This window comes from Desulfosarcina sp., assembly GCF_041551955.1.
Taxonomy (GTDB): Bacteria; Desulfobacterota; Desulfobacteria; order Desulfobacterales; family Desulfosarcinaceae; genus Desulfosarcina.
On sequence record NZ_JBFELV010000252.1, the window covers coordinates 1 to 7,329 of the forward strand.

General features: G+C 58.0%; 6 protein-coding genes. 4 read left to right on the forward strand and 2 right to left on the reverse strand.

All coding sequences use genetic code 11. The features are described from left to right. Positions 1-720 (reverse strand): ABC transporter permease (locus ABYV26_RS16860; RefSeq protein ID WP_372682522.1); only part of this gene is annotated, 720 nt, incomplete at its 3' end. A 3-nt stretch (positions 721-723) separates the two neighbouring features. Then, a complete protein-coding gene (locus tag ABYV26_RS16865; RefSeq protein ID WP_372682523.1) occupies positions 724-1,683 on the reverse strand; it encodes an ATP-binding cassette domain-containing protein in 960 nt (319 codons plus the stop codon). Between the two features lie 631 nt (positions 1,684-2,314). On the opposite strand from ABYV26_RS16865, the gene qrcA reads away from it, so the two are divergent. From qrcA to qrcD, 4 genes are all read left to right on the forward strand, one after another. Then, positions 2,315-3,004 (forward strand): menaquinone reductase multiheme cytochrome c subunit QrcA, encoded by a 690-nt coding sequence (gene qrcA, locus ABYV26_RS16870; protein WP_372682524.1) that lies wholly within the window; start codon positions 2,315-2,317, stop codon positions 3,002-3,004. Between the two features lie 60 nt (positions 3,005-3,064). Continuing rightward, a complete protein-coding gene (gene qrcB, locus ABYV26_RS16875; RefSeq protein WP_372682525.1) occupies positions 3,065-5,233 on the forward strand; it encodes a menaquinone reductase molybdopterin-binding-like subunit QrcB in 2,169 nt (722 codons plus the stop codon). A 21-nt stretch (positions 5,234-5,254) separates the two neighbouring features. Beyond that, on the forward strand, positions 5,255-6,082 hold the full coding sequence (qrcC, locus tag ABYV26_RS16880; protein WP_372682526.1) for a menaquinone reductase iron-sulfur cluster-binding subunit QrcC: 828 nt from the start codon (positions 5,255-5,257) through the stop codon (positions 6,080-6,082). A gap of 68 nt (positions 6,083-6,150) precedes the next feature. Then, positions 6,151-7,329, forward strand: a 1,179-nt coding sequence (qrcD, locus tag ABYV26_RS16885; protein WP_372682527.1) for a menaquinone reductase integral membrane subunit QrcD, incomplete at its 3' end; no start/stop codon positions are given.

Genomic DNA, 7,329 nt, shown 5'->3' on the forward strand with positions numbered 1-7,329 from the left:
CAGGATCGCGTCGTAGCCGTAGTTGTGGAAGGACTGATGGTCGCTGCCCCAGCCGTCGCCGGGGTAGATGTAGACGCTCAGACCGGCATAGGTGATCGCGTGCTGGGCCACCAGGTCCACCAGCCACATCGGTGCCCAGCCGGAAAGCACGGCCGTCACCGGCCCAAAACCGGCCAATATGAGAAACAGGCAGGCCACCACGGCCAGAATGAAGCTGACCACCTGGCTGCGAGTGAGAGCCGAGGTCATGCTGCCCACACTCAAAAAAGTGCCGGCCATGAGAAATGAGCCCAGATAGGCACAAAAGATCACTCCCAAATCCGGATTGCCCAGATACATGGTGGTCAGCACCAGCGGAAAGGTCAGGGCCAGCGCGATGCCGATAAAACACCAGGCGGCCAGGAATTTCCCCAGAACCACGTCGGTGACGGTCACCGGCAGGGTCAGGAGCAGTTCGATCGTCCCCAAACGGCGCTCCTCGGCCCACAGGCGCATGGCAACGGCCGGCACCAGAAACATGAACAGCCACGGGTGCCACTGGAAGAAGCCTTTCAAGTCGGCCTGCCCCGCCTCGAAAAAGTTGCTGAGGTAAAAAGTGAAAAAACCGGTCAGCAGAAGAAAAATCACGATGAAAACGTAGGCCACCGGGGAACCGAAGTATCCGGCAAATTCGCGCTTCATGATGATCCATATGTTTCTTAAAAAATTACCGCTTTGCATGGGTCACTCCATTGGATGTAAGGGTCTTATACCGGTGGTGATTTCACGAAACACATCGTCCAACCGCCCCTGTTCGACAAACACAGAAGCGATGCGCACCCCTTCATGGTTCGCCAAAGCGATCACCCGATCGGCAACAGGCACCGCCGGATCGACGGGAAAAATGCGTAAGGTCCTCCGCTCGCCATCGGACTCCACAACCGACACCGATGCCACCTCGTCCAATGCCTCAATTCGTTTCTGCATACCATCTGCCGCCGCGCCCGCAACCGTCAAGACGACGGATCCATGGGAAATAGACCGCCGCCTGAGACCGTCGGGTGTATCGTCGGCCACCACCTTTCCGTCGGCAATGATGATGGCCCGGCTGCAGACCGAATCGACCTCGTCGAGTATATGGGTGGAAAAGATGATCGCCTTGGTGGCGCTCATCTCCCGGATCATCAAGCGCACTTCGTGCTTCTGGTTGGGGTCCAGACCGTCGGTAGGTTCGTCGAGGATCAGGTATTCGGGGTCGTGCAGAATACTCTGGGCAAAGCAGACCCGCTGTTTGTAGCCCTTGGAGAGGGTGTTTACCGCCTGATGACGAACACCGGCCAGAAAACATCGCTCTATGGTCTCGCCCACCCGCTGCTTTTTGCCGGCTCCCCCGAATCCGCGAATCTCGGCACAAAAATCCAGATAGCGGCTGACGGTCATGTCCGGGTAAACCGGTGCGTTCTCAGGCAGGTAACCCATCTTTTTGCGGGCGGCGAGGGATTGGGTCAAAATATCACTGCCGCCGACGACCACCGTCCCGCTGGTAGGCGGGAAGAACCCGGTGATCATGCGCATGGTAGTGGACTTTCCCGCGCCGTTGGGCCCCAAGAAACCCAGGATTTCCCCTTTTTCCGCGCTAAAGGAGATGTTGTCTACGGCCGGATGTTTGCCGAACTGCTTGGTCAGATGCCTTACTTCAATCATGGATGTGCGGTCTCCTTGGCCTTCGAATTGACGGGTTCAAAAAGGCGACACCCTGTACACACCGTCGCCCCCGTCGTCGCAGCGAAACGGTGGCGGTCGAGCGAAAAGGTGGCGGGTGGAGCGTTGTCGGGTTATGGCAGACTTGATGGCATCAGCCATACTCACCTGGCTGGCCAAAAAGCGTCCTGCAAAAACAGGGAGAAAATAATGTTAAAGGCGCACATGTCAAGTCCGTTCTTAGCGCATCCCCCCACCCCTATCGCACGGCACCGGCATGCCCCCCGGTGATTCCAGGACAAGCCGATCACGTGGCGCATACCCAGGGAAAATCGACACGTCGCCCCGGTTTGCAATTGGCCAGCGGAGTTCGGTCAACGGCCTGTTTTCAAGGATTTTTTCTTGACAAAACGACCGACTGCCGATAGAAAGTCGCAAGCTTCACCTCCCGTGTTTTTTACACCCGAAGGCGGGATTGCATCCCTCCTGAACTATATGGACATGAAATCATCGGCGTCGAAGCCGGCGCGTTCGAAAATAGAACGCTATCGGGCGACGCGGCGGCCGGCACCGGGGTTTCAGGAATGGTTGGTTTCACAGCAGAAATCATCACACAGCGGTTGACGGAGATTCCATGAGCACCTTAGACGAAAATGCCAGAGCGGGGAATGATGATCATACGGCACATGGCAGCGGCGGCAAGGAGAGTGGTGCCGGCGGTTTTATCATCCTATTTTTCATCATCGGTTTTGCGGCCAGCATGGTGTTGGGGTGGGTCGTCTTTCCCAAACTCCTCTACTCCCAAAAACAGCAGCCCTTAAACTTCAACCACGCCCTGCATGTCGAAGAGGTGGGCGAAGGCTGCGAAGGATGCCATTACTTCAGAGAAGACGGCAGCTTTTCAGGCATTCCCAAACTTGCCCAATGCATCGATTGTCATGAAGAGCCCATGGGTGACACCGAAGACGAAGCCATCTTCGTCGAGCAATATGTGGCCAAGGAACGAGAAGTGCCCTGGCTATCCTATTCCCGCCAACCGGACTGCGTGTTCTTTTCACATGCCGCCCACGTGATCGGCGCAAACATGGACTGCGTGGTCTGCCATGGTCATATCGGTGAATCGGAGGTATCCCGCCCCTATGAATACAACCGGCTTACCGGCTACAGCCGGGACATCTGGGGTAAAAACATCGCCGGACTCAAGAAAAACAGCTGGGACCGCATGAAGATGGATGACTGTGCCCAATGCCACAAAGAGGCGGGCATGATTCACACCTCCAGCGTCCAGACCGAGCGCGATGCCTGTTTTGTCTGTCACAAATAACGAAAGCATGCCCCAGATAATGATTTCAGCTTCAGATTGGGATAAGGTGAGGGATAATCGATGAAAGTTGACCGAAGAAGTTTCTTGTCGTTTGTGATCGGCGGCGCAGCGGGCACCGCTTTGTCGCCGTTGCCGTGGAAACTGATGGATGACTCCTCCATCTGGTCGCAGATGTGGCCCTGGACGCCGGTCCCGCCCGACGGAGAGGTGGTCTACGAAGACTCAACCTGCTCCTTGTGCCCGGGTGGGTGTGGGATCTCCGTTCGCAAAGTCGACAACCGCGCCGTTAAAATCGAAGGACAGCCGGGTCACCCCCTCAACGACGGCAGCATATGCATCCTGGGGCTTTCCGGCCTTCAGATGCTCTACGGACCCACCCGAATCAAATCGCCCATGAAGCGCATCGGCGAACGGGGCGAAGGCAAATGGCAGAAAATTTCCTGGGATGAGGCCATCGCCATCCTGACGGAAAAACTGAGCGACATCCGTGACAAGGGTGAAGCCCATACCGTGGCCGCCATCGCCGGGTCGGACAGCGGCACGGTGCCGGCGTTGATCCGGCGGTTCCTGACGGCCTATGGATCCCCCAATTTCATGCGTACACCGTCCCAACGGGATGTTGATGAGTTCGCCGTCAAGGCCCTGTTCGGCGGTAACGGCAGAACCGGTTTCGATGTGGAGAATGCCGATCACATTCTCAGCTTCGGCAGCGGCTTCGTAGACGGCTGGGGATCTCCGGTGCGCATGTTCAAGGCCGCCAGTCTCTGGAAAGAAAAAGACATCACCGTCGTCCAGGTGGAGCCGCGCCTGTCCAACAGTGCGGCCAAGGCCACCCGATGGGTCCCGGTCAACCCGGGCACCGAAGCCGACCTGGCGCTGGGAATTGCCGCCGTTTTGGTCGATGGCAACATGCTGAACACTCGCGCGATCTCCGGGTTAGGCAGTTGGAAAAGCGATCTACTGGCCACGTACACAACGGAACATGTATCGCAGACGACCGGCGTGGATGCCGAGGTCATCGTCGAGCTGGCCACGGGTTTTGCCGATGCCAATCGGCCGTTGGCGCTATTCGGCCGCGGCAAGGGTCAGGTGTCAGGAAGCCTGCGGGAAACCGCCGCCGTTTGCATCCTCAACGCCCTGGCGGGAAACATCAACCAGGAAGGCGGCATGTGGGCGATCCCGGAAGCGGACTATATCCAGTGGCCCGATGTGACCATCGACAACCTGGCCGCCGCCAGCCTGGCCCAAGTCCGCCTCGACGGCGCGGGTGCCGGCAAATACACCGATGCCCGATACCTGACCAACCGACTGGCCGACAGTGTCAACGGCGGCGGACCATACCCCATGCAGGTCCTGCTGGTGGCCGGCGCCAACCCCTGTCACGATCTGCCTGACACCCAAAGCGTAAAGGCGGCATTCTCCCGCATCCCGTTGATTGTCAGTTTTTCGTCATTTCAGGACGAGACGGCTGCCATGGCCGATCTGCTGCTGCCCGATCACGTCTACCTGGAACGTTACCAGGACGTTCCGGTGGAGGCCGGCCTCGCCCGGCAAATGATTGGATTGAGCAAACCGGTGGTGTCTCCACAGTTCAACACGCGCCACCTTGGCGAAGTCCTGATCGCAACAGCCAGGGCCATGGGCGGCTCCATGGCCGAGGCGTTTCCCTGGAGTGACTACGAAACCTGTCTGGAAGAGACGCTGGCGGAAAAATGGGACGCGCTTATGGAAACGGGTGTCTGGGTGCAGGCCGATACCGACCCGGTTGCCGACACGCTTCAACTGGCCGGGATGGATGCACCGGCCGTTCAGGCCGAAGGCGATGTAAACAGCTTCCCGCTGCTGCTGCTGCCCTATGACTCCATTAAACTCACCAGCGGATACGTCGGCGAGGCCCCTTTCATGATCAAGGCCGTCGCCGACACCGTCATCAAAGGTACGGATGGTTTCATCGAAATCAATCCACAAACCGCCGGTGCAGTCGGCGTCCGAGAGGGTGAACGCGCCACCCTGACCACCCCCCGGGGTGAAGCCCAGGTACGCGTCCACCTGTTCGAAGGCATAAAACCCGGCGTGTTGGCCATGGCCAGGGGGCTGGGACATACTGCCTATGACGGCTACCTGGCAGGCAAGGGAGTCAACGTCAACGAACTCATCGGCCCAGTGGAGGACCCGTCCACCGGTTTCGATGCAGCCTGGGGAATCCGGGCGAAGCTGGTAAAAGCCTAACTCACCTGACACGAGGTTCTGATGAAACACGCGCAGAAACACGGCACGCCAATGAGATACGGAATGGCGATCGATCTTGACAAATGCACCGGTTGCGGCGCCTGCATGGTCGCCTGCATGTCCGAGAACAACATACCGTTTAAAGAAGATGAGTCAGATAAACTGCTCAGCATCACCTGGATGCGAATTTTCAAACTGAACAACGGCAAATCGTTTCCGGATACGGACGTCTGTTATCTGCCTCGGCCGTGCCAGCACTGTGAAGGCCACGGGGGCCACAGCCCGTGCGTGTCGGTCTGCCCGGCGACCGCAACCGACTACAGCCGTGAAACGGGCATCGTCAGCCAAATCGTGACCCGCTGCTTCGGCTGCAGGTACTGCATGGGTGCCTGCCCTTACCATGCCCGGTATTTCAACTGGTGGGATCCGGTCTGGCCGGACGGCATGGAAAAATACCTGAGCCCCAATGTGTCCCCGCGCATGCGCGGTGTCGTTGAAAAATGCAGTTTCTGCTTCCACCGCTACCAGCTGGCCAAGAACAAAGCCTATCTCGAAGGAGAACGCCGGGTTGCCGAAGAAGCCTACCAGACCGCCTGCACACAGGCTTGTCCGGCCGGTGCCATCGTCTTCGGCGATCTGAACAATCCGGAGCACCAGGTCCACCAGATCGTTAAACCGGACCCCGACAACGGCAACCGCTCCAGGAACCCAAAGGCATTCCGGCTCCTGGAGCGAACCGGCACCAATACCAAAGTCTATTATCTGTCCAGCAGGGAATGGGTCCGACGGGCAGGAGACAACTACCTCGCCCACGAAAAAACAGGGCAATTGGCCAAACTGCACCATTGAGATCACCTTGGCGGCAAGACCTATTCGTCAAGAACGGCAAAACTGACAGATCAAGGAGTACTTAACCTATGGATTCTGCGTTAATACCCAAAGGCGTCAAGCGTTGCCCCATGTGGCAGTTCCTCCTGGGACTGGGCATTGTGGGCGCTGTCCTTGCGTGGGGCGTTTATGCCATGCTGCTGTGCTGGTTCAAGGGCCTGAACCAGACCAACATGAACGACTACTATGGCTTCGCCCTGTGGATCTGGGCGGACCTGGCCGTCATCGCCCTGGGCGGCGGCGCCTTCTTCAGCGGTCTGCTCAAATACATTGTCGGCAAGGATGAGCTCAAGAATATCATCAACTATGCGGTGCTCATCGGTTTCATCTGCTACAGTTCGGCGCTCTTAATCCTGGCCATCGACATCGGCCAGCCCCTGCGCGGGTGGTTTATCTTCTGGCACGCCAACGTGCACTCCATGCTCACCGAGGTGGCCTTTTGCCTGTCCTGCTACTTCGCCGTACTGACCATCGAGTACATTCCCCTGATCCTGGAGAACCGCCAGCTGGACAAAGTGCCTTTTTTTCACAACCTGAGCCACAACATGCATGAAACCATGGCGGTCTTCGCCGCCACCGGCGCGTTTCTCTCCTTTTTCCATCAAGGTTCGTTGGGTGGCGTGGCCGGTGTGCTTTTCGGGCGGCCATTCGCCTTTCGTGAAGGCCTGCTCATCTGGCCCTGGACTTTTTTTCTCTTCACTTGGTCCGCCGCCGCCTATGGTCCCTGCTTTACCCTGTTGATCACCTGGATCACCGAAAAGGTGGCCCGCAAAAAACTGGTCAAGGACAACGTGATCGAACTGCTGGCCAAGATTTCCGGCTGGATGATCTTCACCTACACCATCGCCAAGATTTGCGATACGACCCGCTGGGCCAACATCACGGCGCCGGGACTGGGGCAGACCCTGGCCGATTTTTATACCGGAAACGCCTTTTATGGCTACTGGATCCTTTTTGCCGAGATTATCCTGGGCGGGGTGGTGCCTGCCATCATCCTGATCAGCGCACCGTTGAGAAAGAACCCCACCTGGCGCGTCACCGCCTTCTTCTTAGGGGTTATGGGTGTTTCCCTGAACCGCTGGGTCATGGTGCTGCAGGTCATGGCCGTGCCGGTCATGCCCTTTGACAACTGGGTGCTGTATATCCCCAGCTGGCAGGAGGTGGCGACTACGATTCTGCCGGTGGCTTACGGCGTATTGCTGATCATG

Excerpts from the sequence above, each read along its gene's own strand:
- ABYV26_RS16865 (WP_372682523.1), bottom strand. The coding sequence starts at position 1,683 with ATGATTGAAGTAAGGCATCTGACCAAGCAGTTCGGCAAACATCCGGCC.
- qrcA (WP_372682524.1), top strand. The coding sequence starts at position 2,315 with ATGAGCACCTTAGACGAAAATGCCAGAGCGGGGAATGATGATCATACG.
- qrcC (WP_372682526.1), top strand. The coding sequence starts at position 5,255 with ATGAAACACGCGCAGAAACACGGCACGCCAATGAGATACGGAATGGCG.
- qrcB (WP_372682525.1), top strand. The coding sequence starts at position 3,065 with ATGAAAGTTGACCGAAGAAGTTTCTTGTCGTTTGTGATCGGCGGCGCA.